This is a genomic window from Psychromonas sp. SA13A (assembly GCF_011378715.1).
Taxonomy (GTDB): Bacteria; Pseudomonadota; Gammaproteobacteria; order Enterobacterales; family Psychromonadaceae; genus Psychromonas.
The window spans coordinates 45,971-71,541 of the sequence record NZ_WTKU01000015.1 but is presented as its reverse complement, the minus strand read 5'-3'; the positions used below and the strand labels follow the sequence as shown (position 1 = coordinate 71,541).

Sequence of the window (25,571 nt, the reverse complement as noted above, 5' to 3'; positions counted from 1 at the left end):
TATCCTGATACAAAGGGACAGTAATTACTGATAATTTAAAATAGCCGAAAATACAGAGCGAATATTACAAGAGGATGACACCAAGGTAACTAGGTAAATAGGTAAATAGATAAATAGATAAATAGTTAAATAGTTAAATAGTTAAATAGTTAAATAGTTAAATAGTTAAATAGTTAAATAGTTTTTATTACAGTCTCTACACAGGTTTCCTTTCTAACCTTTTTTTAATGACAAGTGTAAATACTGCAAGTCATTACTCCATAACTGCAAAAATTTACGTGATTTATCTTTATTAGTCAGACATTTTGCAAATAGAATAATATTGGCGCCAATCAAATCACTACTTTTCTGTATTGCATATTGTTTTAGCAACGTCTGCTGAAAAGGCTTAATTGGAATGGCAAGATCCTTAGCCTCTGCAGCATTCAGCCATAAAAGTTCTTTATCAGCGTGACTTATTGTTCCCCAGTACATTCGAGGTGCAAAATTTTCTAATACTTCAGCTTTAGTTAAGGACACAAACAAATTCTTTGCCCTCCACTTATGCTTATCACTGGTATAGACCCAAACATCAGAGGTAGCTAAAGAGCTGTTATTTAATAAGCTCTTTAATAACTTAGGTAATGTTTGTTTAATACTTTTTTTAGCGACTATATTCGACGATAAATTCAAGTCAGTCGCACCTTCTAAATCATTTTCTAACTCACATTCAGCTTCAATTATTGTGGTTGATTTTAAGCTATCATTTTTACTTGTTTGATTGTGAAGAGGCGCTGTATTGGCGGAAATCCGAGTGCTAAACCTGGTCGAGAAATCAATTTTAAATCCATCCTTAAACTCAACACTTTGTTGTGCCTTTTGTTGCGGTTCATGTTTATTGACAGATTGAGCCTTGTCTTTATCATTTTCTGGTAAGTTTTTTTTAGGTCGGCTATTTAAAGCAGAGCAGGTTGGTAAATGATAGCGGGAGCCAAAACAAGCTTGTTTACCATCTTTAGAAGAGCGTCTAAAATAGGCACTCTGTAAACATTCAGGGCAAAATAATGAATGTCGGTATAATGCTATTTTTTCAGACGACAGCAATTTAAATTCAAAAATAGAGAAAGTAGTTTGCGTTTGAGCTTCGCCTTCTATCCGCTGAGTATCACCTTCAGCGCTGTCTTTTTTCGGCAAAATACAGATGGCATCTAACATCAACTTCTCTCTATAAACGTTATAAAATAAAGCACTAACAAAAGCACAACTGTAAAACGACAATAATCACTATCTTAGCAAGATATCTTATCAATAAGCTTTGCTAACGTGTATCAAATGAAGGTGACCTTCAATTCAGTACTATTTAAATCAATGGGCTTTAATGCATAGCTTTAAGCCAAACCACAACGATTAACAATACGAGTAAATAAAAACGTTTATGTATTGCATCCAACTGATTAAACACGATAATGTGACACTAATTCTAATCTAATGATAACGTTGGTTTTTTATGTCTTTTATTAATGAAAATAAATATACGTTTTATGGCGTTATTGCGATCCTTCTTTGGAGCTCTGTCACCGCTTTGATTAGAGACTTATCAGAGTTGTTCAGTCCTATCGCAGGCGCAGCCATGATGTATAGTGTTAGTGCTATTTTTTTAATGTCCGTCATGGGTGTACCAAAAATAAAAGACTATCCGATACGTTATGTGTTAATTGGCGGCAGTTTATTTGTTACCTATGAAATCTGCTTAGCATTGTCTTTGGGTATGGCAAATAGTCGACACCAAGCAATGGAAATGTCTATTATCAATTACCTATGGCCTGCGTTGACCATATTATTGAGTGTGCTAATCAGCCCTAAAAAAGTAAACATATTAGTATACCCAAGTATTCTTATTGCATTTACTGGCGTCGGATGGTGTATTGCCGGTGACCAAGGCATCTCAATCAACACTTTAATGAATAATATTTCAGATAACCCAATAACCTACTTAATGGCTTTTTCAGCAGCCTTCATTTGGGCATTCTATTGTGTAATTACCAAAAGAATTAGCAACGGTAAAAATGCTATTGTACTATTTTTTGCTGCTACGGCGATAACGTTATGGGTAAAGTACTTTTTCAGTAATGAACCTAGCTTGCATTTCACACTGCCTTCAACGGTAACATTAATCATTTCAGGTATAGTAATCGGCACTGGTTATGCTTTATGGAATCAAGCGGTAATAGGTGGGAATATCATTTTATTAGGCACCATCTCCTACTTCACCCCCGTATTTTCTACGCTTTTTGCTTCTGTTTATTTATCAATTTCTCTAACCAATTCCTTCTGGAAAGGTGTAGCTTTGGTAACGCTAGGATCATTGATCTGTTTTTTCGTGACAAGAACAAAATCTAAGCCTAACAAAGTACCGGTGAAAAGTTAAACCCGTCCATTAAGTAATAACTTAGTGATAGCTTAGTAACAGGAAACTCTCTTTTATCGATAACTCGGGACGTATAATTGGTGATGTTTTAACTATTTATACGAGTCCATATTTAAGATGAAAAAATTAGCAAGTTTTCAGATTGTAGAATTACAGGTACAGGTGAACAGATCCTAGGCGTAAAGTGAGGCTCTAACGGGTTATAGCTGTAAAAGCCTTAAAAACACAAAATAAAAAACTAATACTTAATATTCTTCACACCTAAAAAAGAATATTCAATACGTAATAAGGAATACTTAATCACGTTCAACGTGACATAAAAGCCACTTACTCAAAACGTGATAATAATTTAAAATCTGCAGAGCAATCAAAAAAGCGAACTATTTACAGTTCGCTTTGGGTTGTTTAGAGTTTCCAACTTAATTTGTCGGTTTCCAACTTAATTGATCCTGTTTCCAACTTAATTGTCGCTGATCAGCTGTTAACCAATAACACTACCTAATTGGAATATAGGTAGATACATGGCGACTATAAGCCCCCCTACCACCACTCCTAACACCACCATGATCATGGGCTCTAATAAACTAGTGAGGCCATCAACGGCATCGTCAACTTGTTGCTCATAAATATCGGCTACCTTACTCAACATACCATCTAGATCACCAGATTCTTCACCTATCATTACCATTTGTGAGACCATATCAGGGAATGCAGCAGTGGTTTTCATAGCAACGTTAATTTGCATACCACCCATCACTTCTGAACGCATGGTATTTACAGCAGTACGGTAAACATAGTTGCCCGAGGCACCAGCAGCAGAGACCAATGCATCCACTAAAGGAATACCAGCAGCTGAAGTCGTAGATAACGTACGTGCAAAACGTGCTACTGCGGCTTTATTGAGAATCGTTTTAATAACAGGAATTTTAAGTACAAATTTATCTGTATTATTACGTACTTTTTCATTACTGCGATGCGCCCTTTTAAACAAAAATACCGCCAACATACAAGCGCCAATAATGACATACCAATAGCTTTGTACAAAATCAGAAATACCTAGTACAAATAAAGTAAATGCAGGTAACTCGGCACCAAACCCAGCAAAAATATCTTGGAATTGGGGAATAACAAATAGTAGTAGAAGCAACGTAACAACTCCAGCAACCACTAAAACAGCAATGGGATAAAACATGGCTTTTTTAATTTTTGATTTTAACGCTTCTGACTTTTCTTTATAGGTAGAGATTCGGTCGTAGATGGTATCTAAGGAACCAGACTGTTCACCTGCATCAACTAAGTCACAATATAAATCATCGAAATTTCTCGGGAAGGCACGCAAAGCTTGAGAAAGTGGAGTCCCCGTGGAAACGTCATTAGCGATTGAGGTCATTAACGTTCTCAAGGAAGCCTTTTCATTACTTTTTGCTATCAGCTCTAAGCTTTGAACTAGAGGTACGCCCGCACTCAACATGGTAGCTATTTGTCGAGAGACAACAGCGATATCCATAGGTTGAATTTTATCACCAAAAGAAAACAGCGATTTCGCTTTCTTTTGCGTTTTCGTGACACTCACGCCCTGTTTGCGTAACTCAGACTTTATTTCAATCGCGCTTTCAGCTTGTAATTCACCTGATAATTTTGCCCCTTTACGGTTAATTCCCTGCCAGGTAAAGGTATGTATATCGGCCACTGTTTTTTTCTTCGCCATTAAAAATCCTTTAATAATTATTTAACTGCTACCAACGTTTTTGAGTGGAAACAACATAAACCTATTAGCACCATAAGCGACTGTTGTTATTGAATTAATCTAAAAAATACAGCTCTATTAAAAATAGGAGTGTTAATTAATGCTATCAATTAGTTTTAATGTTAAGTGACGCGTGTGACTTCATTTAAACTGGTGACACCATTTAGCGCTTGCTTAATCGCAGATTGACGTAGGGTGTGCATACCTTCATCAACGGCAGCATCGCCTATTTGCATGGCATTACCGTCATTTAATATAATCCGTCCCAATTCATCTGACATTTCCATCACCTCATAAATACCCACACGACCTTTATAACCATCTGTGCATTTATTACAGCCTACGGGTTTACACAAATGTTGTTTTTCAGCCAAATGCTCAGGTTTAAAACCCAATTCAACCAACTCAGGATCAGACATTTGCAACGGTACTTTACAGTACTCGCATAAACGACGTGCTAAACGTTGGGCAATAATCAATGATACAGAAGAAGCAATATTAAAAGCAGGTACGCCCATATTTAATAAACGTGTCAAGGTTTCTGCTGCTGAATTGGTATGCAAAGTAGATAAAACTAAATGCCCAGTTTGAGCCGCTTTAATACCTATTTCAGCGGTTTCTAAATCTCGAATCTCACCGACCATTACAATATCGGGATCTTGACGTAAAAAAGAGCGTAAGGCAGAGGCAAAGGTCAGCCCTGCTTTGTTATTAATTTGTACCTGATTGATACCAGTTAAATTAATTTCTACCGGATCTTCGGCTGTAGAAATATTACGTTCGACGGTGTTTAGAATATTCAACCCCGTATAAAGCGAAACTGTTTTACCACTCCCTGTGGGACCAGTAATCAATATCATGCCCTGTGGTTTAGATAAGGCATTCATATATTTAGCTTTTTGCTCATCCGTATAACCGAGTTTATCAATATCTAAACTGGCGGCAGAGGAGTCCAAAATACGCATTACAATTTTTTCACCCCACATAGTGGGTAGCGTACTAACACGTAAATCAATATTACGTTTATTAGATATTTTTAATTTAATACGGCCATCTTGTGGCAAACGTCTTTCTGCAATATCTAATTTAGACATTACTTTTAAACGCGCTGAAAAACGGTTGGCTAAATTAACCGGTGGAGAAGCCACTTCATGCAAAATACCATCTACGCGAAAACGAATGCGGTATTTTTTTTCATAGGGTTCAAAATGCAAATCCGATGCACCTTTTTTTACTGCGTCACCCAATATGCCATTAATATACTTAACAATCGGCGCATCATCATCAACGGCTTGTGCTTGGTCAAGGCGAGATTCTGTTTCATCAATTTCAATATCATCAATGCTGCCCATATCTTCTAATGAGCTAGTGCCATCGTCTAATAACGTTTCTATGGCTTCATTAAGCTTACTTTCTTCCACCAATAATGCTTCAGTGTGCATACTAAAGCTAAAGCCAAAATCTTCAAGGGCGGACACATTGGTGGGGTCTGACATGGCAATATAGAGTGTATTTTGCTGCATATACACGGGCAGGGCATGATGTTTCTCTATTAGTTTTTGGTTAATAAACTTTTCAGGAATATTATCCAGCTCTAATGCATCGCTATCTAATAGAGGAATACCATATTCAGCTTCACAGAACTCTGCTAAGGCTAAACTTGCAATAAAATTATTTTCAACTAGGTAAGATACTAACGCTTTCTGTTCAGAAGCAGCCGAGATGCAGATTTGTTGTAGTTTATCTTGCTCAAGTAAACCACGAGCGGCTAGGCTAGAAGCCAAGCCGCTAATATTATGGATTGCCATTAGGTATTAACAAAGACCTGCACCGGTACATGTACCGCCAGATGCAACCCAAGTCATTTGACCTGAGGAATAAGTACCAATAAGAATATAAGTCGCTTCCGCACCGCTTATTTTGCGAATACCTCGAGATGTCGCAGTAATTTTAGCGTCAGATGCACTTTTATCAATTTTTACGAACTTAACATAGTTACCCGATGTGCCAACATTATTAACTCCATTCGTACCATCAGACGTACAATTAGTTATACCTGAATTTATCTGTGCACAAATATCAACAGCAGATTTCATTGGAGATGTAGCCAATACAACTTCAGAAAATTTAGCTTTTTCAGTGTATGTATTATAAGCAGGCAATGCTACCGCTGCTAGAATACCAATGATCGCGATTACGATTAATAGTTCGATTAATGTAAAACCTTGTTGTACTTTTTTCATTTTTTTATCCTTAACTTTGTTAAATCATTGTTTGTTTTTAGTAGGGGTAAACAATCATTTTTATGAACATACATTTTCTAACCATTCAGTTTTACATTAGCACCAGCATCTGCGTTGACAAGAATGATAGCAATATAAGTTGAGCGAGACAGGCTGTTATCAGCCGCCTTATTTAATTACCTCATTTAGAGTAGTTCTTTTATAATAAAAGAAAAGAAATAAACGCAACTTTTTTAAAAAAACCTTTCAAAGCGCATGAAATGGCAAGTAAATTATAAAAACATAAATAAAAATAGATTTTATATTGACCTTTAATTTCATTATTCTTTCATTTTTCAAAAACTAACTTTTAGCTTAGCTTTGCAGTTAATAGTAGACCTAAATTAATTTTGCACTTAACGATTAACAGTTACTTTTTAGTAAAAGTAACTGGCATCTCGCATTAGATCACACCATTGAAGCTATTGTAAGTTAAACAACTCATAAAAAATATACATTTATAGGTATTAAGTTAAGCTATCCTTGACCTAGATTAAATATGGTTTAATTAAAATAAACGGCATTAAACCAAAGATGCGTGTAAATACTGGCGATATAACCTAATGCAATCACGGGTGCCCACTTTAGATGCACACCAAAGGTATAAATTCCTCGTGCTTGTCCCATTAATGCAACCCCTGCTGCACTACCAATGGATAACATGCTACCTCCAACACCTGCCGTTAATGTTACCAATAACCATTGTCCAGTATTCATATCTGGTTCCATGCTTAATACCGCAAACATCACCGGAATATTATCTACAATCGCTGACAACACTCCCACGGTAATATTGGCATAAGTGGCATCCCAGTTACTGTACATGGCTTCGGAAATCATGCCCAAGTAACCAATAAAGCCCAAACCTCCCACACATAATACAACCCCGTAAAAGAATAATAACGTATCCCATTCTGCTTTAGCCACTTTATGAAATATATCAAAGGGAGCACCGTCTCCTAGACCACGTAGACGTTCATGCTCCTTTTTATCCACAGTATGCTCAAGCGCAAACTCATAATGGTTCTTTTGTGTTTTACGTAAAAAGAAAGCAAAGAACTGTAGAACCCCTAATCCTGTCATCATGCCTAATACAGGAGGCATGCCTAAGAATGAATGCCCAGCTACCGCAAAGAAAATAGTCACTAAAAACAAACCAACGATACGTCTAGCACCGCGCTTCATGTGTACGATTTCGCCATCTCCCTGAGCCACTTCTTTGGAGATAAAGAAACTCATGATCACAGCGGGGATCAAGAAATTAACTGCGGAAGGAACAAATAACGCAAAGAAAGTGGTGAACTCAACCATGCCTTTTTGCCAAACCATTAGCGTTGTAATATCACCAAACGGGCTAAATGCGCCACCAGCATTAGCGGCTACAACAATGTTAATACAAGCTAATGCGATAAATTTTGTATTTTTACCACCCACTTTCATGACAATCGCACACATTAATAATGCGGTGGTTAAGTTGTCTGCAATAGGTGAGATGAAAAAAGCGAGGATACCCGTTAACCAAAAAATCAAACGTAACGTAAAGCCTTTATTAACCATCCACGCACGTAGAGAATCAAATAACTTACGCTCCTCCATGGCGTTAATATAAGTCATCGCTACTAATAGGAAGAAAAACAACTCTGCGTATTCTAATAAATTATGACGAAATGCCGCTTCAGCCTCATGACTCATGCCATTTTGAGAATAATAAAAACCAATCATGCCCCAAATAATACCCGCAGCGACTAACACCGGTTTGGACTTACGAAGGTGGATCACATCTTCCAACATTACTAAGCAGTAGGCGATAGCAAAAAATAAAACAGCTGCATAACCAATACCATGTGAGGTGAGATCAATATGCTCGCCAGTACTCGCTAATAAGGAGGAAGAAAATAGGACAGTACAAAGCGTCAATATGACACTTAAGACCTTAGGCAGCTTTAACATTACGTTTTCCTTAAAGTAATTAATAAATTGAAGCGATAAATTTTGGCGCGATTCTAACATATGCCCCACTCAGCCAACCTATAGTTAGCAAAGCTTTAACACAAAAGTTTGAAGGCTGAAGCAAGATGACATAAAAAGTCTCTGCATTTAAGTCATCGTAAGTTCTAATAAGCACTCATAATCATTAATTTTATTACTTGCTCAATAACATCCGAAGAAGATAAAGCATTTAAAACTGACGGTTAATACCAATACAACGAGATAATGCGTTTTGGTTGGGGAAAAGATTAAGACTAGAGACACTCATTTTATCTATTTGTAATGTTAATGAATGCTGTAAAGGGATTTGTAAAAAATCAGATAAAATAGAGCGAATAACACCAGCATGACAAATAATGATCACCTGTTGTGTTTGAGTTTGCTCTGCGAGTTGTTGCTGTAATGCTTGCCATGCGTTTATGACACGTCGGTCAAAACTACGCGCACTTTCACCATCTGGAAAAGTAAAATGCAGTAAATCATTATTCCACTCTTCTATGTTTTTTTGGCCAATGGATTGCCAGCTTTGCCCTTCCCATTGTCCAAAGTTGATCTCTTTAAAATTTTGGTTTATTTGTACTGAAATTTTAGATACTGAGTCTTTGAGCGCAGACCCTTTTGAAGCTGAACCTTTTGAAGTTAGGTCTTTTGTTCCAGAATAATTGTTATCAAAATAAGTTTGCAACCCTTGAGCTAATTGAGCACAACGTTGTAATGGACTAGTTATAATTATTGGCAGGTCTAGCTTTTGATCCTTATGATGTGGGTGTTGGAGTTGTTGCGGATGATCCGAAAACAAGCAATGGGTTTGAAAATAATCAATTAGCTTTTGTAGATCTTTATTAAATGAAGACGTGACTGCGCAATCTAGCTGCCCGTAACAAACACCAGACGGGACATCAACATCACCATGACGCACAAGAAAGATACGATGATTGATTGTTGTAACATTTGTAATGGCATTGGAAGTAGAAGTTAGAGCATGATCAGAAGATGGTGATAAATCTGAAGTTAGGACTTCAGGCGTTAGTGATTGCTTACTGTCTTTTTCTATTACCATCCTCAGCTACCCTCTATTTATTACTCTCTATTAAACACGTATTTTTGTGGAATACTTTGATCATCTTACATTCAGGCGTAGCTTATTTAAATCATGTAAAAACAGCTTACTTAGAAACAAACAACTTAAACATAAGCCACCAGCATTAATAAAATAAGTAGTTCATTTAATTGTTGCACAAACCCTAGACAATCTCCCGTATAACCTTGTATCTTTTGTTGAAAATAGGTGCGACATAAGATGGTGCTAATGACAACCACGGTAAAAACAAATAATAAGCAAAAAAACGACATCCATAATATTGAAATAGATCCCATCAATAAAGCAGCAAGTAAGTATTGTTGAGGCAGACGTTGTGACGATCGCGTTGATTTACTACTCGATTCTTCGCGCGCATAGTCTGTACTTTGCATTAAACACAGCACGCTACATCGACTTAATACCGCCGCACTTATAACGCTCAACGCAAAAAAACTAACGCCATGATTAATAAGCTGGCTTAACACATGGATCTTCAATGCTAATAACAGGATTAACCCTATAACGCCGTAGGTACCAATTTGGCTATCTTTCATAATTGCTAGACGTTGTTGCTTGTTATAACCGCCACCAAAACCATCGCAGCTATCGGCAAAACCATCTTCATGGAAACCACCTGTTAATAATACGCCTGTTAGCAACATTAAAATAATGCTGATACTAGGGTCAAACACTAACTGGCACAGGGTATACACAAGCAAGCAAATAAGTGCATAAATCAACCCTATAATGGGTAAATACACATTGCCAAGATGAAAAGGATAAGCAGTAAAATCCAATTTTTTAGGGATAGGTAAACGAGAAAAAAATGATAGCGCATAACAAAATAAAACCCATTGTTTTTTAAAAAATTGCGTCATACTTTTCTCATCTGCATGTTAGATTGCTTCTCTGTATATTAGATTAATTGTGTAATTCTATTAACTGCGATTACTCACTATCACTGACACCCGCATCGGCAAAAGAGGCCATCTCATTTAAAAAAGTTAACGCGGATACTAATAACGGGTAAGCAACCGCCACACCGGAACCTTCGCCTAAACGCATTCCCAAATGTAATAAAGGCGTCGCGCCCATTTCAGTTAATAATAGTTGATGTGCTTGTTCTTCTGATTGATGGCAAAATTGTGTGTATTGTAAAAAGTCATCGTGCATTTCACTAGCAACTAAGGCAGCGCTTGAGGCAATAAACCCATCAACAAGCACTAACATAGAAAGCTCTGCTGCTTTTAACATCGCCCCCACCATCATCGCTATTTCAAAACCACCAACACTTTGTAATACGGTTAATGGATCGGCATCATTTAATTGATATTTAGCAACAGCATGGTCAATGACCTTTGCTTTCATCGCGATGGTTTCCTGATCAATCCCCGTACCTTTGCCTGCGCATTGTTGTCCCGTTAAATTAAGAATAGCAGCCATAATAGCAGCGGCAGAGGTAGTATTAGCAATCCCCATTTCACCAAAGCCAATGACATTACAACCTTGCTTATGTTGTAACTTAACAAGCTCGGCACCTTGATTGATTGCTTGTAAACATTGCTCTTTGGTCATGGCCGCTTGTTGTGAGAAATCTTTGGTGCCTAACGCTATCGGAGCATTCACAAAATGCGGAGATGTTATATGTGAAAAGTCTGCTTTAACTCCCGCATTTACAATCTTTAATTCAATATCATGTTGTGCTGAAAAACAGTTGATTGCGGCGCCGCCCTGTAAAAAGTTTAATACCATTTGCTCAGTCACTACCTGCGGAAATAAACTCACGCCTTGCTCAGCAATACCATGGTCGGCGGCAAAAATAATGATACTCGGTTTGGTAAAAATGGGTGTTAAACTTTGCTGTAATAAAGCGACTTTAAATGCGATCGATTCTAATAAACCTAAACTGCCCTGTGGTTTGGTTTTAAAATCAATTTTTTCTTGCAGTGTATTAACAAATTCAGAGGTGACTTTATCTAGCGGAGCAATAATATTAAACACTGACAATCCTTACCGTAATTTAAAAGAAAACAAACAATTCAAATGGCGCTTATAGCTAGACTTATGCCTAAACCTATAACAGCGCTTATAAAAGTACTTATTAAAAAGTTAAAGCTTACACTGTTTTTACGTCAGTCTCGCTAAGTTTGATAATAATAATAAACTGCTATTTATAATATTAGCTTTAAATTGCACCGACCATGATCAACCAACTATGTTAATGAAACATAAAAAGGCAACATCAGCTTAAGAAAGTGACTAATACCTTGAATTCAAGCTCCAATACAGTGACATTTTATTCAATTAGCTTCACTTCCCTGCTGACATAACACATGAATTCAACTAATAAGTTAATTAATAGACAATTTCCCCCCTAAACATGATCTTTGCTTTATAATGCGCTTTTTGTTTTATTGTATTGGAAGTATTCATGTCATTTGCATCACTCGAGCTTGATCAGCATTTATTAAACGCCGTTGCTAAGATGGGGCACACACGCCCTACTAGTATCCAGAAGTTGGTTATTCCACCAGCAATGGATGAACGAGATATCATGGCGAGTGCACCTACAGGTACGGGTAAAACCTTAGCCTTTTTATTACCTGCGATACAACGCTTAATTGACTACCCACGTCGTAAAGGTGGCTCAGCACGTATTCTTGTTTTAACGCCAACTCGTGAGTTAGCAGTACAGATCAGTGAAGTTGCAGAGCAATTAATCGCAGGTACACAACTGGTTGCAGGCAATATTATTGGTGGCATTTCATACCAAGATCAAGAAGATATCATTATGGGTTCTGTGGATATTGTCATTGCCACGCCGGGACGCCTAATGGAATACATTGATGCTGAAGCATTTGATTGTCGTGAAGTTGAATGTTTGATCCTTGATGAAGCAGACAGAATGTTAGACATGGGGTTCATTGCAGAAATGGACCGCATTGCTGGTGAAGCACGCTGGCGTAAAATGACCGCTTTATTTTCAGCAACACTTGAAGGTAAAGGTTTACGTGAATTCGCCCGTGATGTATTAAATAATCCAGTGCAATTAAATGCAGAAGTGACACGTAGAGAAAGTGGCAAGATTTTACAATATATCCACCTTGCTGATAATCCTGAGCACAAACTACAAATATTAGCGGCACTATTACAACAAGAGCCAGAGCACGAACAAATTCACAAGATGATTGTTTTTGTAAAAACACGTGACCGCCTTGCGCAATTAGTAGCTCAACTGGCTGAATTAAATATTCCTTGTAACTATTTACGTGGTGAAATGGATCAAGAAAAGCGTAACCTTTCATTGCGTCAATTTAAAGAGGGTACAACCAATATCCTGATTGCAACGGACGTTGCGGCTCGTGGTATTGATGTGCCAGATATTACTCATGTAATCAACTACGATATGCCACGTAGTGCCGACATTTATGTACATCGCATTGGGCGTACAGCTCGAGGTGGTAAAAAAGGTACCGCAGTTTCAATTATCGAAGCACATGATATTGATATTTTGGCAAAAGTTGAACGTTATACCGACCAAATCTTAAAACGCCGAGTGATCAAAGGTTTACGCCCACAAAATAAAGAAGCGAAAGCGAGTGTACGTAAGACTAAAAAACCAATCACTAAAAAAGGCAAAGCTCGCGAAGAAGAAGTAAAACGCCAGCAAAAAGAAAGACGCCAAAAGAAAAAACTAGAAATGGGTAAACAACGTCATCGCACTATCAAAGGCAAGGGTAAACCAAGCTGGGCCGGTAAGGGTAAAAAAGAAGACGACACCTCTGCCTCTTCTAATGAATAAATTGCTAAGTTAGTAAGCTAAGAGTTAGTAGTTTGCCTTAGGGCTATTTAACTGCGACTCTTACCTTCACTAACGACCTCAATTGATTTTTTAGCACTCGGTAATTAACTTTTCTATAAAATGCGAAGTTAATTAAAGAGTGCCGCTAACATCCTGTTATAGTATGCATTATTTATTTTTATTAGCAGATGCTGCCAGAGGTCAATTATGCGTTTTTTCCAGTCTTTATTTTTTACCGCTCCTTTTGCGCTCATTTTATCTGCATGTACTATTACTCAGCCGCAATCGCAAAACAAACCTCAAACAAGCACACCGCAACTTACAAAGGAAGTGGTTCATAAAGCATTTTCAAGCATATTAGAGAATAGTTTTAGGGGACAACTGACTACAGAGAATAATCAATTTTATTTTCAAGCCTGCGAAGATGATCAGCAATATACTATTGTCACAGATACTGAATTAGCGACCATCTATAAAAAAATAAGTAACAATGCACAACAGCCCGTTTATATTGAATTTGCAGGTGAAATCAACTTTACGACCAACAAACGAGCTAAAAATCCCGTAGCATTACGTGTTGATAGAATTCATCATATGGCTTTAGCACAATCCTCATTACAATGCGCTAAACCACTTAATACCTTTCGTTTTAAAGCAAAAGGAGAAGATCCCTACTGGCGTATTAATATGCACGACAACCAGTTATTTTTTGCGACAAAAGCCAGTAATCAATCTTACCTATTAGGCAACGCTAACTTCGAAGCAACACAAATTAACCACTTAAAAAGCAGCAATGCTGAAGGCCAACAGTTAGCTTTAAATATTCAACCTGGGCATTGTTATATGTCTGACGATAAAGAATATTGGGGATATATCACTGAAGCAGAAACCGTTTATGGACACTTTAGCGGCTGTGGCCAACCTGGTTGGTTAGAAACTTCTACTACCTTTGCAGGTTACTACTTAAAAGCAGCAACCAATCAATCCCCAGCAATTAATTTGACCTTAAATGAAAATCATAGCGCCGAATATGTACAAGGTAATAAACCTTACCAAATTATAAAAACAGGTTATTGGAAAAGTAATACACCAGACAATGTTGTCGTCATGCTCGCGCAGCAAGGTGATCAACCGATACAAGAAGAAATCATCTTCAAACAAAGTGGTTTAAGTATTTCAAGCAATGCGATTAATATAAGTAATATACAAACTTCATTTGCTACTCCTTTAACCTTTAAAAAAATGAATTTACAGGCTGGTTTATCTGAAGATGAAACTGTACAAATTACGCGTCAGTTTACCGCTCAAAACATTGCGCCTAAAATGCAAATAGATACGGAAGTACAAGCAGCATTACGTCAATATTTTAAAATTCATAGAACCGACCCTAAACAGACTAAATTTAGTTCAGTTAGGTTCGATTTAAATGGAGATGGGCAAGATGAAGCTATCGCCTTTTTAGATTGGTGCTCTAGTACTGGCTGTGAAATGATAGTGTTTGAATCAAAAGACGATAACCTTGTTTTTTCAAGCCGTATATCAAGAGTTTACGCACCGATCACGGTTGCTAAAAGCCAGCATTTTTCATGGCAAAGCTTAGCCTCGAAAAAAGGTCAACAGTGGTCACAGTTAGAATTTGACGGTTTAAGCTATCCATTGAAAATACATAAAATAGCAAGTTCAGAACAGTTACCAGAACCCACTGGTGTGGTTTTATTCAGCCAAGGTAAACCCAATAAGTGGTTCCCAATTAAATAGCTTGAATGGATTACTCAATGCAGATGATTGAGTAATCCACAATATAAAAACTTCACACATTAATCTAAAATGCGCTCAAAAAAGGCTTTTTCAAATAAATACACAGACGCTTTTTGATGGCGAGGAATATTAGCGTCCACGGAGCTATTTTCTGGATTATATCCGTTAAGCATTAGCACAAATAATCTGTCCCCTGCTTCACCTTTCACAAGTCCGACTAAATTAGCAACGCCCTTTAAGGAACCTGTTTTAGCAATCACCTTACCTTTAAGTGCAGCTGTATTAACGCCACGGTGATACTTTAAAGTGCCATCGATACCGGCAATGGCAAAACTATTGATTAACCCTAATTGCTTATCCTGCGTATAAACAAACTTCATCACAGACATAAATAATTCGGCGCTCATTAAGTTGTGTCTAGATAAACCAGAGCCATCTGCTATATAAGCATTTTCAAGGTCAATACCATGTTCTTTAAGGATCGCTTTCATCGCCTGAGAGCCATTACGAAAGTTACCAGGTTGGTGAAAATAATGAGCACCAATAGTTTTAAATAAGCTATCAGCAATTAAGTTATCGGACTCTTTCATCATTTGTTGCAATAACACATCTAATAAAGGCGATTGATAAAGCGCTAACGTCGATGCAGGATCTAGTTTTAGCTCGGGTGTTATCGGCTGTGAATCAATTTTTACTGTCCCCGCTAACGAGATCCCTACTTGCTGTAGTTCACTTGTAATGATTCGCTGTGCATAAGTATTAGGATCAGTAACTGCAAAGGCTAAAGGAAAAGCACGTTTTCTCGGCACCATACAGCCCCAAAGGTGATAATTATTATTGCTGTTGCGAGTCACTTCTAGCGCACAAAATTGCTCTGCACGTTGTGCTTTAGACACAACAGACACATCACTACTAATCTCCACTGGCTCATAACTTGGAATAAACAGGGTTGCTTTGGTGGCATCAGCACTGGCTAAACTTAAATTACCTAACACACAGTTTCTATTAACAATGATGGCATTAGCTGGTGCTGTATAACATACACCTAAGTCGTTCCATGCTTGACCATCACTCCACTGATAACCATTAAATTGACTGTTATTGAGTAAGAAGTTTCCCTTAATACGATTGATCCCTTGTGCTTTAAGAGCGCGTAATAATTTACGGATATGCTGCCGCGTTAAAGTTGGGTCTCCACTAAAATATAAACTAATGTCACCTTGATACTGGCCTTTCTTAATCGCTTTTTTATCGCCTTTAATAACCGTTTGATAACGATATTTTTCACCCAAATACAACTTAGCGGTAGTCGCCGTCAGTAGCTTTTGAACGCTAGCTGGTGTTCTTAATGACTCTTCTTGAAAAGAAGCGACTTTAATTTTTGTTTTAGCATCGATAACTAAATATGAAACCTGAGTACCCTTTGGCAATAATGCCTGTAAATCCTGCCATTCTCGCGCGATGACACCTGTACAAAAAATACTACTTATTATTAATAAACAAACTTTTAACATCTCAAACCACTCAACCAGAAAATCAATTTTGAGGATAACCTTTATCAGCAACCCATGCGATCAAAATTTAGTAGGATTAATAACAACAAAAGCAATTGATAGTGATATAATTTTTGCCATTATCTGCTTCACTTATCCGAATAACATGGCCGACAACATGAGTGTGAAAAAATGAATAATCCGTTATACCAAAAAAATATTATCTCCATTGCTGATTTATCACGTTCAGACCTAGAACTAATCCTTCAAACTGCCCACTCCTTAAAACAAACTCCACAACCTGAACTGTTAAAAAACAAAGTGATAGCAAGTTGCTTTTTTGAAGCCTCAACGCGAACTCGTTTATCCTTTGAAACAGCAGTACAACGTTTAGGTGGCAGCGTCATTGGATTTGATAGTGGTGGTAATACATCATTGGCACAAAAAGGTGAAACACTGGCCGATTCGGTAAAAATTATTGCGTCCTATGCGGATGCTTTTTTTATGCGTCATCCACAGGAAGGAGCAGCGCGTTTAGCTTCTGAGTTTACTGAAATCCCAGTAATTAATGGCGGTGATGGTTCTAACCAACATCCCACGCAAACTCTCTTGGATTTGTTCACCATTTATGAAACACAGGCAACCTTAGATAATCTAAATATTGCCTTTGTTGGCGACCTTAAATATGGGCGAACCGTGCATTCTTTAGCGCAAGCTTTATCCTTATTTAATTGTAACTTCTACTTTATTTCGCCCGAAGCGTTAGCTATGCCTGATTATATTATCGAAGAGCTGAATGAACGTAATATCAATTTTTCTCTGCACAGCAGCATTGAAGAAGTGGTCGATGAACTGGATATTTTATATATGACCAGGGTGCAAAAAGAACGCTTTGATGAAACAGAATACCAGCATATGAAGTCAGCTTTTTTATTAAATGCCAGCATGCTAGGTAATGTTAGAGACAACCTGAAAGTCTTACACCCTTTGCCACGCGTTGATGAAATCAATATAGATGTCGACGACACGCCCTATGCGTATTATTTTCAGCAAGCGCAAAATGGGGTGTATGCACGCCAAGCATTACTTGCTTTATTATTAAGCAATCATTTTCAAGCAAACGCTTAAGGTTTTATGATGCAAAAAAAATTACAAGTAGAAGCAATTGAACACGGTTCGGTGATTGACCATATTCCAGCACAGCAGGGTGTAAAAATACTAAAATTTTTTAAATTTACACAGACCAATGAAAAAATAACCATCGGTTTAAACCTTGCAACACATAATGGTCAGGGTAAAGATTTAATTAAAATCGAAAATACATTCTTTAATGATCAACAAGCGAATCAATTAGCTTTATTTGCACCTAATGCAACCATTAATCAAATTAAAGATTTTAAAGTGGTTAATAAATTTCAGGTGCAATTACCAAGCTCATTTATTGGTGTTCTTGCCTGCCCTAATAGCAATTGTATTAGCCATAATGAACCGGTTCAAACACGCTTTTATGTTAAACAAAAAAGCACCTTAAAACTAAAGTGTCACTACTGTGAGAAGTCCTTTGAACGCAGTACTTTTGACGAATTAGACTAACTTAAAAGATTGCTCTAATTTTCGACAAATATCAGAGAATAAGATTGAAATAGAGTGTGTTACGTTTATACTGAACTTATACTTCATCATTAAAAGTGAGCATGCATATGCAATACAATACCTCTGTTTTATGTGATATCTACGCGGATACCATTGACGTCGCAGAACCACTATTAACTAATTTTGGTGGGCGTAACTCCTTTGCGGGGGAAGTGGTAACCATTAAATGCTTTGAGTCTGTTGGTTTAATATATAAAGCATTAGAAGAAAATGGTGCAGGTAAAGTATTACTGATTGATGGTGGCGGCTCTTTACGTCGTGCCCTAATTAATGCACATATTGCCGATTTAGCCGTGGAAAATGGTTGGGAAGGTATTGTAGTTAACGGTTGTGTACGTGAAGTAGACACACTAGAAGAATTAGATATTGGCATTCAAGCGATTACTGCAATGCCAGTCGGTGCAGATGATAACGAAGTGGGTGAAATTAACTCACCGGTGAATTTTGCTGGGGTGACTTTTTTACCTGAAGACTTTTTATATGCCGATAGTACAGGTATCGTTATTTCTCCAGAGCCTTTAGTTTTAGAAACTGAAGATGCCGATGAAGAAGATGTGTTCTAGCGTTTTTAGTTAGTGGTATTGGCGACTCATAGAATCACTCCAAACAATGAGCATAGCCTTTACATTAATTAACCTTTGCATTAAGTAGCAATGTAATTAACCTTCGCATTAAGTAGCAATGTAATAGACACAAAAAAGCCCAATTTAATTGGGCTTTTTTAATGCTTCTTTTTAACGTTTAACTTGTGATCAGTTATTTAATCAAACAATTATTCGTTTTAAAATAGAGTCCAAAAAATCGATTATCAATTATTCAACATTCTCTTCAGCTTGTTCAATCTTACCCACTAAAGCGCTTAAACGATCTTGCCATTGTTGATGCTCAGCATTCAAACGTTCGTTGTCAGATTGTAATTGTTCAGTTTTGTTTGCTAGATTAACTTTATCTTCTTTAAGTTCTTCAATTTCCATTTGCAGTAGTGCAATTGTCTCTACAGCTTGGTTGATTTTGTTTTCTAATTTTTCTAATAGCTCAAATGTCATTTGGAGTCCCTTAATACAAAGTAGTTGTTAACTGGAATGCAACGAGAATAAGCATTCCAAGACGCTTATTCAACCTTTGTTTTGATTTTTATGGAAAAAACCGCCAATTCCTCTTTAAAGTTGAAGTATGTTAGTCTAATCTGCAATTTTTTTAATTTTTTAGGTAATAAAATGTCAAAACAATTACAAATGGGTAAATACCAACATTATAAAGGCAGCTTTTATCAAGTTGAAGGAATAGCTTTTCACAGTGAAACTGAAGAAGAAATGGTCATTTACCGACCTTTATATGGACAAGGCGATTTATGGGTAAGACCCTTAGCAATGTTTGTAGAAAATGTCGAAATAGAGGGGAAAAGCCAACCACGCTTTGCGTATGTTGACTCAGAATAATTAGTATTTAAGCAATTTAGGATTTAAGCAACTCAAGATTGAATTTGCCAAGCCCGTTATTTATAACGGGCAAGCGAGCTATTCACAAACACTGTTCCATGGATAACGACGGCATATCACAAGATGGTCTACCAACAATTTTAGCCGGTACACCTGCTACGGTAGTATGAGCCGGCACAGCCTCTAGAACGACACTACCCGCACCTATTTTTGCTCCGATACCGATTTCGATATTACCCAATACTTTTGCACCCGCGCCAATCATAACTCCTTGGCGAATTTTAGGATGACGATCACCGCTCTCCTTACCTGTGCCTCCTAAGGTAACACCTTGTAAGATTGAAACGTTATCTTCAATAACCGCGGTTTCACCCACCACCACGCCAGTAGCATGGTCAAACATAATACCTTTACCAATAGTCGCTGCAGGATGTACATCTACACCAAAGATAACTGAGCTGCGATTTTGTAAATACAATGCTAATGCAATACGATTTTGTTGCCATAACCAATGTGCTACACGATGGATTTGAATCGCATGAAAGCCCTTTAGATATAATAACGGAATAGAATAGTCTTCCACGGCAGGGTCACGCTCTTGTACAGCAAGAATATCGGCCATCGCACTTTCTAAAATACTTGGATCATGCTCAAAGGCTTCATCAATCACTTCTCGTACTAATATACCCGGCATAGTACGGCTATCTAAGCGATTAGCTAATTGGTAACTTAATGCTGATGATAAGTTTTTATGGTTTAAAATGGTAGAGTGAAAAAAGCTAGCCAAAATAGGCTCACTAGACGAACTTGCCCATGCTTCTTCCCTGATTTTTTTCCATAGATCTTTAATTTTGTCTTCCATTTTTTACCCTTAAACTTTCAAATCAATGTTATACGGTTCTATATTTATCTTATATCTGTACTAGACCGGTGCGTCGATGTTTACTGCTTCATTTCGTTTCTCTATCGGTACCACAGAAATAGGGTCAAGATGAATCAATATATCTGCACCGGGAAAAGCGGCTTGTAAGCCAAACTCAAGCTTGTCTGCTTTGTTATGCGCATCATATAAGCTTTGTCCATCATCTAACTCTAGATGTAATTGTATAAATTTAATGTAACCGGAAGAACGTGTTCTTAAATCATGCACACCACGCACGCCCTCTACTTTATAAGCCAATTTAAGGATCAGCTCATTATCTTCTTGAGGGAGTTGTTTATCCATCAAAGCATCAATTGATTGGCTGCCGATTTCCCATGCACCGTGTAAAATATAAAGGCTCACTGCAATGGCAAACACACCATCAGCCCACCCCCAACCATAGCCAGCTAAAACAATAGCCAATAACACCGCACCATTCAGCACAATATCAGTTCGGTAATGTAAAGAATCGGCTTTTATCGCCATGCTGTTGGTTTTTTTCACCACATAACTTTGAAAGAAAACTAATGCAAGCGTCACAACTAAGGATAAGATCATCACCGAGATCCCTAAATTAGTAGCAACGATTTGATGATTGTTAATCACCGCTGAAATACCATTGATCATCAGGAAAACAGAAGACCCAGAAATAAACGCGGCTTGTACTAATCCGGCTAAGCTTTCTGCTTTGCCATGACCAAAACGGTGCTCTTTATCGGCAGGCTGTAGGGCAACCTTAATTGCAAAAAGGTTAATAATAGAAGTGGTTACATCCATTAATGAATCCGTCAACGCAGCAAGGATACTTGATGATCCGGTCACCATCCAAGCAACAAGCTTCACAATAATCAATAAAGAGGCGGCAATAATAGCTGCTTGACCTGCTCGTTTTACTAAGTATGCATATTCTTCAGGTTGTTGTGTTTTTTTCACAAGATTACAGCTCTAAAAAGTGTTGGTTGGCTATTATACCCGTTAAGATTTAATAAACAAAACGCAGTGACAACACAATGAAAAGGCAGTACACATAACTCAATTTAAACGATTAACTTGAAGTCTTGCGGTTTTAACTTCAGGTATTACGTTTTTAACTTCAGATATTGCGCTTTTAACTTCAAGTATTGCACTTAATTCGAACCGATAAAAAATCATGGTTAAGCAGGCACATTAACAAATAGAAAATATTGTAGTTTATTAAACTCCCCCTATTTATCAGTGCAATTATGTTGACCTACTTCAATAGATTATCATTTATTCAATCATTTACGTGCAAGATATAAAATAGAGACCTACAATATACCTCTTTATAGGGTATAGTGTAGTCAATCTATTGAATTCATTGATTTACTTAAATATGCAGAGCCAAGTTTAAGATTCATTTTTACAAAAATCTTAATAAATAAAACGCTAAACATAGCTTACTTTTCCCTGAAATAACAATAATGCCACTTCAAGCAGACTCGCTACTTGATATTGCTATTCACACGATTTACATAGGCTATACAATGAAAAATTTATTATTAATCGATGATGATAAAGAGTTAGTTTCCTTACTCGATAAAAACTTAACTTCCGAAGGTTTCATTGTTGAAACAGCCTACGATGGCGAGGAAGGCTTAAATAAATTCTTAATAAAAGATTACGATTTGATCATATTAGATGGGGTAATGCCACGTATGTCTGGCTTTGAGATGCTAAAACTAATAAGACAAAAAACGGATACCCCAGTATTAATGCTGACAGCAGAAAATGATCAAACCGAACAAGTGATCAGCTTAGGAATGGGAGCAGATGATTATTTAACCAAACCTTTTAGTGAGCGTGATTTATCCGGTCGAATTAAAGTGATGTTACGACGAATTCAATACAAAAAAGGCAATGCAGATAATAAAATATCACATTTAGATATTGAGTTATTTCCTAGTCAACAACAAGCCTTGTGCCAAGAACGTACCATTGAGCTTACTAATACTGAATTATTGTTATTAGAAAAATTCTTAACCAATCCCGGTCAGTTATTGGAAAAATCAGCATTAAGTGAACAGGTTTTAGGTAAAAAATTACAAAAATTTGACCGCAGTATTGATATGCATTTAAGTAACTTACGTCGTAAATTACCTACTCGTTTAGATGGTCAAATTAGGGTAAAAAACTTTCGTGGCAGAGGTTATATGTGGTTAGATAATGACGCACCTTCAGTAAATGAACATTAATATAATCACCCCATGCAATACTCTGTATCAAAGTCGTCATTACATCATATTGTAACTGCGCGAATACCAGTGAGGGCAAAGTTGCCCTTGTTGCGATATAGCAGTTATGGTTCAACAAAAATCTTTTATTAATCCTATCTGATTATCCTCAGTAAAGTGGTACACTTTTTATTTGAATTCAAGTTTAGATAAATAGCGCTCTTATGCATTTATCATTGCTCATAAAATTCCATTACGTTAAGAAGTGATCACCAATAGACGGTAAAAATAGTTAGCAGCAAGTAGAGAGTCTTTAAACATGACTCCCTATTTTTTATGGCATTTTGTGAAGGTTCCTCAAAATCCTAGACTATTTTTTCAAATAAATTGATCAGTTATTTATTGGCGTTAATATCAATAACAGTAGAGTAAAAAAATGATTGAAGTTGCATTGTACGAACCAGAGATCCCACCTAATACTGGTAATATTATTCGCCTATGTGCCAATACAGGATGTGTATTGCATTTAATTGAACCGCTCGGTTTTGACTTAGATGAAAAAAAAGTAAGACGTGCAGGGTTAGATTATCACGAGTTGACCAATGTACATTTGCATAAAGATTTTGATAGTTTCTTAAAAGTAATAGAAGGTAAACGTTTACTGGCTTGTACAACCAAAACAACTACCTACCATCATAATGCAAATTTTCAAGATGGTGATGTTTTGTTATTTGGCCCAGAAACACGAGGATTACCAGCATCGATATTAGATGCTTTACCCTTACAGCAAAAATTACGTATTCCAATGAAAGCCGATAGCCGTTCTATGAATCTATCCAATGCGGTGTCTGTTTTTGTTTATGAAGCGTGGCGCCAACTAGATTTTCCGGGCGCAGTATAATAGTAAGTTAGCACTTAATATTTGAATCTAAATAATGTTGTAATAGTCATGTAATAATAGTGTAATAATTGTGTAATAATCAAAAGGTGATGACTTACCTTTTGATTATCGTCTCTTAAACCCTGTTAAATGTCATTTAAATTAGTGCTGCTATTATTCTGGTCATTTTGGTTGTAACAATTGTACTAATAACTGCACAGTTCTCTGCCCTCTAAATTCATTAACATCTAAACTATAAACACAAAAAACCTCTTTTACTGACAAATCAGGCCAAGCTTCAGGGTCAATGTTAAAGGCAATGGCGTCAATTAATTTATCCCCCTGCTGTAACACCATTTTTAAATGTTTTTGCCCTACAATTCGCTGTTGCTTTAATGCAAAGACTCCATCAAAAATAGGCGCGGGGAACCCTTGTCCCCACGGTCCTGCATCACGCAACTCTTGAGCAATACTCAAGTCAAACTGCTCAGAGGATAATTGTCCGTCTGATAAAATAACGTTATTTAATAAATCCTCATCCACTTGCGCTTTTAAAATGGCATTTAGCGTATCATTAAACAGATCAAAATCTTTTTCTAACATACTCAATCCTGCAGCCATAGCATGACCACCAAACTTTAAAATAACGCCGGGCAGAGTTTTATCAACTAAGTCCAGCATATCGCGAATATGTACGCCAGGAATAGAACGAGCAGAACCTTTGATCTCACCGCCATTTGCACGGGCAAAAGCAAAGGTAGGACGGTAATATTTTTCTTTGATGCGAGAAGCCACCAGACCAATAACACCTTGATGCCAGTCAGCCTCAAACAAACATAATGCCAAGGGTAAGTTATTTTGATCAATCGATAATTTTTGCAAGCTCAGCATCGCTTCCTGCTGCATGCTTTGTTCTATCTCTCTGCGTGAGAGATTTAGTGCATCTAACTCAGAAGCCAACGTATTCGCACGTAAATAATCATCGCATAACAGCAATTCAACGCCATGACTCATTTCATCCAAACGTCCCGCCGCGTTAAGTCTAGGCCCTAATGAAAAACCTAAATCCGTAGCAACTAATTGTTGTTGATTACGTTTTGCCACTTGAATAAGCGCACTAATACCCGGTCGGCAGAACCCAGCACGAATACGTGCTAACCCTTGATGCACTAAAGTTCGATTATTTGCATCTAATTTAACCACATCAGCAACGGTGCCTAACGCAACAATATCTAGAAAGTTAGCTAAATTAGGCGCAGCAAAATCGGTGAAACAGCCCTTTTCCTGCATCAAAGAGCGCAACGCCAACATGACATAAAAAGCAACTCCCACACCTGCTAAGTTTTTACTGGGGAACTGACAACCGATTTGATTCGGATTAACAATAGCATCGGCAACCGGTGTTTCCTCCCCAGGAAGATGATGGTCAGTCACTAATACTTCAATGCCTAAATCTTTAGCATGAGCCACACCACTAATACTCGAAATACCGTTATCCACTGTCATCAACAATTGAGCACCTTGCTGTGCAGCTAAATCTACAATTTCAGGGCTTAAACCATAGCCATAATCGAAACGGTTAGGAATTAAATAATCAACATGTTGAAACCCTAAAGCACGAAGCGATAAAACGCTCAAGGCGGTGCTAGTTGCACCATCGGCATCAAAATCGCCCACAATAATTATTTTTTTACTATCTAAATAAGCTTGATATAACAACTCACAAGCAGTCGCCATACCTTTCAATTGATTAGCATGAATGAGTGTTTTGGTGCTGTTATCTAACTCGCTGTCGGCAGTAATGCCACGGTTAGCATAAAGCTTAGTTAATAATGGAGAGCAAGATAATGATAGCAGGCTAGTATCATGCTGAAGGCGTTGTTGAACTTGTGTTTTTGGTGTTTCTGAAGACATAAAAAAACTGCA

22 protein-coding genes are annotated in these 25,571 nt (G+C 37.3%); 9 read left to right on the top strand and 13 right to left on the bottom strand.

Translation table 11 applies throughout. From position 1 onward, the window contains the following. Positions 1-213 precede the first annotated feature (213 nt). Positions 214-1,194: a hypothetical protein gene (locus tag GQR44_RS13490; RefSeq protein ID WP_166372281.1), complete on the bottom strand. Its 981-nt coding sequence runs from the start codon at positions 1,192-1,194 to the stop codon at positions 214-216. 292 nt (positions 1,195-1,486) lie between these two features. On the opposite strand from GQR44_RS13490, the gene yddG reads away from it, so the two are divergent. Continuing rightward, positions 1,487-2,407 (top strand): aromatic amino acid DMT transporter YddG, encoded by a 921-nt coding sequence (yddG, locus tag GQR44_RS13485; protein WP_166372280.1) that lies wholly within the window; start codon positions 1,487-1,489, stop codon positions 2,405-2,407. A gap of 481 nt (positions 2,408-2,888) precedes the next feature. Here yddG and GQR44_RS13480 read toward each other — a convergent pair whose 3' ends face one another. The 7 genes from GQR44_RS13480 to cobT form a co-directional block, all read right to left on the bottom strand. Next, positions 2,889-4,115, bottom strand: coding sequence for a type II secretion system F family protein (locus GQR44_RS13480; protein WP_166372279.1), 1,227 nt, complete (start codon positions 4,113-4,115; stop codon positions 2,889-2,891). Between the two features lie 161 nt (positions 4,116-4,276). Continuing rightward, the gene (gene pilB / locus GQR44_RS13475; RefSeq protein ID WP_166372278.1) at positions 4,277-5,962 is read right to left on the bottom strand and encodes a type IV-A pilus assembly ATPase PilB; all 1,686 of its coding nucleotides are present in this window, start codon (positions 5,960-5,962) and stop codon (positions 4,277-4,279) included. A 6-nt stretch (positions 5,963-5,968) separates the two neighbouring features. Continuing rightward, positions 5,969-6,397: a prepilin-type N-terminal cleavage/methylation domain-containing protein gene (locus tag GQR44_RS13470; RefSeq protein ID WP_166372277.1), complete on the bottom strand. Its 429-nt coding sequence runs from the start codon at positions 6,395-6,397 to the stop codon at positions 5,969-5,971. Positions 6,398-6,940: 543 nt separating this feature from the next. Further along, positions 6,941-8,386, bottom strand: a complete 1,446-nt coding sequence (gene nhaD, locus GQR44_RS13465) for a sodium:proton antiporter NhaD (RefSeq protein ID WP_166372276.1) — start codon at positions 8,384-8,386, stop codon at positions 6,941-6,943. Positions 8,387-8,615: 229 nt separating this feature from the next. After that, positions 8,616-9,485, bottom strand: a complete 870-nt coding sequence (locus GQR44_RS13460) for a histidine phosphatase family protein (protein ID WP_166372275.1) — start codon at positions 9,483-9,485, stop codon at positions 8,616-8,618. A 125-nt stretch (positions 9,486-9,610) separates the two neighbouring features. Further along, positions 9,611-10,384, bottom strand: coding sequence for an adenosylcobinamide-GDP ribazoletransferase (gene cobS / locus GQR44_RS13455; RefSeq protein ID WP_166372274.1), 774 nt, complete (start codon positions 10,382-10,384; stop codon positions 9,611-9,613). 70 nt (positions 10,385-10,454) lie between these two features. After that, the gene (gene cobT / locus GQR44_RS13450) at positions 10,455-11,507 is read right to left on the bottom strand and encodes a nicotinate-nucleotide--dimethylbenzimidazole phosphoribosyltransferase (protein WP_346774358.1); all 1,053 of its coding nucleotides are present in this window, start codon (positions 11,505-11,507) and stop codon (positions 10,455-10,457) included. A 430-nt stretch (positions 11,508-11,937) separates the two neighbouring features. On the opposite strand from cobT, the gene srmB reads away from it, so the two are divergent. Both srmB and GQR44_RS13440 read left to right on the top strand, forming a co-directional pair. Further along, the gene (srmB, locus tag GQR44_RS13445) at positions 11,938-13,308 is read left to right on the top strand and encodes an ATP-dependent RNA helicase SrmB (protein ID WP_166372272.1); all 1,371 of its coding nucleotides are present in this window, start codon (positions 11,938-11,940) and stop codon (positions 13,306-13,308) included. Positions 13,309-13,515: 207 nt separating this feature from the next. Then, a complete protein-coding gene (locus GQR44_RS13440) occupies positions 13,516-15,066 on the top strand; it encodes a hypothetical protein (protein ID WP_166372271.1) in 1,551 nt (516 codons plus the stop codon). A 59-nt stretch (positions 15,067-15,125) separates the two neighbouring features. Here GQR44_RS13440 and dacB read toward each other — a convergent pair whose 3' ends face one another. Continuing rightward, positions 15,126-16,580 (bottom strand): D-alanyl-D-alanine carboxypeptidase/D-alanyl-D-alanine-endopeptidase, encoded by a 1,455-nt coding sequence (gene dacB, locus GQR44_RS13435; protein ID WP_166372270.1) that lies wholly within the window; start codon positions 16,578-16,580, stop codon positions 15,126-15,128. 171 nt (positions 16,581-16,751) lie between these two features. Here dacB and pyrB point away from each other — a divergent pair, with 171 nt between their 5' ends. The 3 genes from pyrB to rraA all read left to right on the top strand — a co-directional run bounded on the left by pyrB (position 16,752) and on the right by rraA (position 18,775). Then, a complete protein-coding gene (gene pyrB / locus GQR44_RS13430) occupies positions 16,752-17,687 on the top strand; it encodes an aspartate carbamoyltransferase (protein ID WP_166372269.1) in 936 nt (311 codons plus the stop codon). Between the two features lie 9 nt (positions 17,688-17,696). Further along, positions 17,697-18,152, top strand: coding sequence for an aspartate carbamoyltransferase regulatory subunit (pyrI, locus tag GQR44_RS13425; protein WP_205963075.1), 456 nt, complete (start codon positions 17,697-17,699; stop codon positions 18,150-18,152). Positions 18,153-18,259: 107 nt separating this feature from the next. Then, a complete protein-coding gene (gene rraA, locus GQR44_RS13420) occupies positions 18,260-18,775 on the top strand; it encodes a ribonuclease E activity regulator RraA (protein WP_166372267.1) in 516 nt (171 codons plus the stop codon). Between the two features lie 249 nt (positions 18,776-19,024). Here the strand turns inward: rraA and GQR44_RS13415 are convergent, their stop codons facing one another. After that, positions 19,025-19,258, bottom strand: a complete 234-nt coding sequence (locus GQR44_RS13415) for a cell division protein ZapB (RefSeq protein ID WP_166372266.1) — start codon at positions 19,256-19,258, stop codon at positions 19,025-19,027. A 171-nt stretch (positions 19,259-19,429) separates the two neighbouring features. Between GQR44_RS13415 and GQR44_RS13410 the strand changes: the two genes are divergently transcribed. Next, a complete protein-coding gene (locus GQR44_RS13410) occupies positions 19,430-19,651 on the top strand; it encodes a DUF1653 domain-containing protein (protein WP_166372265.1) in 222 nt (73 codons plus the stop codon). Positions 19,652-19,733: 82 nt separating this feature from the next. On the opposite strand, the gene cysE is transcribed toward GQR44_RS13410, so the two are convergent. Continuing rightward, positions 19,734-20,513 (bottom strand): serine O-acetyltransferase, encoded by a 780-nt coding sequence (gene cysE, locus GQR44_RS13405; protein WP_166372264.1) that lies wholly within the window; start codon positions 20,511-20,513, stop codon positions 19,734-19,736. A gap of 60 nt (positions 20,514-20,573) precedes the next feature. Further along, positions 20,574-21,506: a cation diffusion facilitator family transporter gene (locus GQR44_RS13400; protein WP_166372263.1), complete on the bottom strand. Its 933-nt coding sequence runs from the start codon at positions 21,504-21,506 to the stop codon at positions 20,574-20,576. A 572-nt stretch (positions 21,507-22,078) separates the two neighbouring features. Between GQR44_RS13400 and GQR44_RS13395 the strand changes: the two genes are divergently transcribed. Further along, entirely contained in the window at positions 22,079-22,786 is a 708-nt protein-coding gene (locus tag GQR44_RS13395; protein ID WP_166372262.1) for a response regulator, read from the top strand. Between the two features lie 415 nt (positions 22,787-23,201). Next, positions 23,202-23,666, top strand: a complete 465-nt coding sequence (trmL, locus tag GQR44_RS13390; RefSeq protein WP_166372261.1) for a tRNA (uridine(34)/cytosine(34)/5-carboxymethylaminomethyluridine(34)-2'-O)-methyltransferase TrmL — start codon at positions 23,202-23,204, stop codon at positions 23,664-23,666. Between the two features lie 162 nt (positions 23,667-23,828). Here the strand turns inward: trmL and recJ are convergent, their stop codons facing one another. After that, a complete protein-coding gene (gene recJ / locus GQR44_RS13385; protein ID WP_166372260.1) occupies positions 23,829-25,559 on the bottom strand; it encodes a single-stranded-DNA-specific exonuclease RecJ in 1,731 nt (576 codons plus the stop codon). Positions 25,560-25,571 lie beyond the last annotated feature (12 nt).

What these genes read in the sequence shown, in the direction of transcription:
- nhaD (WP_166372276.1), bottom strand. Translation starts at nt 8,386, where the DNA reads ATGTTAAAGCTGCCTAAGGTCTTAAGTGTCATATTGACGCTTTGTACT.
- pyrB (WP_166372269.1), top strand. Translation starts at nt 16,752, where the DNA reads ATGAATAATCCGTTATACCAAAAAAATATTATCTCCATTGCTGATTTA.
- GQR44_RS13460 (WP_166372275.1), bottom strand. Translation starts at nt 9,485, where the DNA reads ATGGTAATAGAAAAAGACAGTAAGCAATCACTAACGCCTGAAGTCCTA.
- recJ (WP_166372260.1), bottom strand. Translation starts at nt 25,559, where the DNA reads ATGTCTTCAGAAACACCAAAAACACAAGTTCAACAACGCCTTCAGCAT.
- srmB (WP_166372272.1), top strand. Translation starts at nt 11,938, where the DNA reads ATGTCATTTGCATCACTCGAGCTTGATCAGCATTTATTAAACGCCGTT.
- trmL (WP_166372261.1), top strand. Translation starts at nt 23,202, where the DNA reads ATGATTGAAGTTGCATTGTACGAACCAGAGATCCCACCTAATACTGGT.
- GQR44_RS13395 (WP_166372262.1), top strand. Translation starts at nt 22,079, where the DNA reads ATGAAAAATTTATTATTAATCGATGATGATAAAGAGTTAGTTTCCTTA.
- GQR44_RS13415 (WP_166372266.1), bottom strand. Translation starts at nt 19,258, where the DNA reads ATGACATTTGAGCTATTAGAAAAATTAGAAAACAAAATCAACCAAGCT.
- dacB (WP_166372270.1), bottom strand. Translation starts at nt 16,580, where the DNA reads ATGTTAAAAGTTTGTTTATTAATAATAAGTAGTATTTTTTGTACAGGT.
- GQR44_RS13410 (WP_166372265.1), top strand. Translation starts at nt 19,430, where the DNA reads ATGTCAAAACAATTACAAATGGGTAAATACCAACATTATAAAGGCAGC.
- cobS (WP_166372274.1), bottom strand. Translation starts at nt 10,384, where the DNA reads ATGACGCAATTTTTTAAAAAACAATGGGTTTTATTTTGTTATGCGCTA.
- GQR44_RS13470 (WP_166372277.1), bottom strand. Translation starts at nt 6,397, where the DNA reads ATGAAAAAAGTACAACAAGGTTTTACATTAATCGAACTATTAATCGTA.
- yddG (WP_166372280.1), top strand. Translation starts at nt 1,487, where the DNA reads ATGTCTTTTATTAATGAAAATAAATATACGTTTTATGGCGTTATTGCG.
- pilB (WP_166372278.1), bottom strand. Translation starts at nt 5,962, where the DNA reads ATGGCAATCCATAATATTAGCGGCTTGGCTTCTAGCCTAGCCGCTCGT.
- rraA (WP_166372267.1), top strand. Translation starts at nt 18,260, where the DNA reads ATGCAATACAATACCTCTGTTTTATGTGATATCTACGCGGATACCATT.
- GQR44_RS13480 (WP_166372279.1), bottom strand. Translation starts at nt 4,115, where the DNA reads ATGGCGAAGAAAAAAACAGTGGCCGATATACATACCTTTACCTGGCAG.
- GQR44_RS13440 (WP_166372271.1), top strand. Translation starts at nt 13,516, where the DNA reads ATGCGTTTTTTCCAGTCTTTATTTTTTACCGCTCCTTTTGCGCTCATT.
- pyrI (WP_205963075.1), top strand. Translation starts at nt 17,697, where the DNA reads ATGCAAAAAAAATTACAAGTAGAAGCAATTGAACACGGTTCGGTGATT.
- cysE (WP_166372264.1), bottom strand. Translation starts at nt 20,513, where the DNA reads ATGGAAGACAAAATTAAAGATCTATGGAAAAAAATCAGGGAAGAAGCA.
- GQR44_RS13490 (WP_166372281.1), bottom strand. Translation starts at nt 1,194, where the DNA reads ATGTTAGATGCCATCTGTATTTTGCCGAAAAAAGACAGCGCTGAAGGT.